Origin of the sequence: Streptacidiphilus sp. ASG 303 (genome assembly GCF_020991365.1) — a bacterium.
GTDB lineage: Bacteria > Actinomycetota > Actinomycetes > Streptomycetales > Streptomycetaceae > Peterkaempfera.
The window spans coordinates 1-644 of sequence record NZ_JAJLRA010000091.1 but is presented as its reverse complement, the minus strand read 5'-3'; the positions used below and the strand labels follow the sequence as shown (position 1 = coordinate 644).

The 644-nt window shown below is 71.0% G+C and carries 1 protein-coding gene; it reads right to left on the bottom strand.

From position 1 onward, the window contains the following. A partial coding sequence (locus LO771_RS30035; protein ID WP_230748330.1) for a condensation domain-containing protein occupies window positions 1-644 on the bottom strand: 644 nt, incomplete at both ends.

The window sequence follows — 644 nt, the reverse complement described above, 5'->3', positions numbered from 1 at the left end:
AGGTCGAGGGCGAGGTCGAACTTGGCCGGAGTGTCGCCGGTGGCGGCGAGTTCGATGTCCACGCCGTCGAGTTCGAGGACGGCCTGGGCGGTGTTCTGGAGGGTCAGCATGACCTGGAACAGGGGGTGGCGGGCCATCGAGCGTGCCGGGGCGAGGTCTTCGACCAGGCGCTCGAAAGGGAGGTCCTGGTGGTCGTGGGCGTCCAGGGCGACATTGCGCACTCGGGTCAGGACGTCGGTGAAGGTGGGGTCGCCACTGAGGTCGGTGCGCATGACGAGGGTGTTGACGAAGAAGCCGACCAAGCCGGTGAGGGTGTCGTCCCGGCGGCCCGCGACGGGGGTGCCGATCGCGATGTCGTCGCCGGCGCCGTGGCGGGAGAGGGTCACCGCGAGCGCGGCCTGCAACACCATGTGCAGAGTGACGCCCCGCTCGCGGGCCAGGCCTGCCAGCTGCTCGTGCAGTTCGGCGTCCAGGCGCAGTCCGACCTGGGCCCCGCGGTGGGTGGCAACTGCCGGACGCGGCCGGTCGGTCGGCAGGGCCAGTTCCTCCGGCAGCCCGGACAGGGCCTTGCGCCAGTAGGCCAGCTGCTCGTTGAGCAGGCTGCTCGGATCCTCCTCACCGCCGAGGAGGTCCTGCTGCCACAG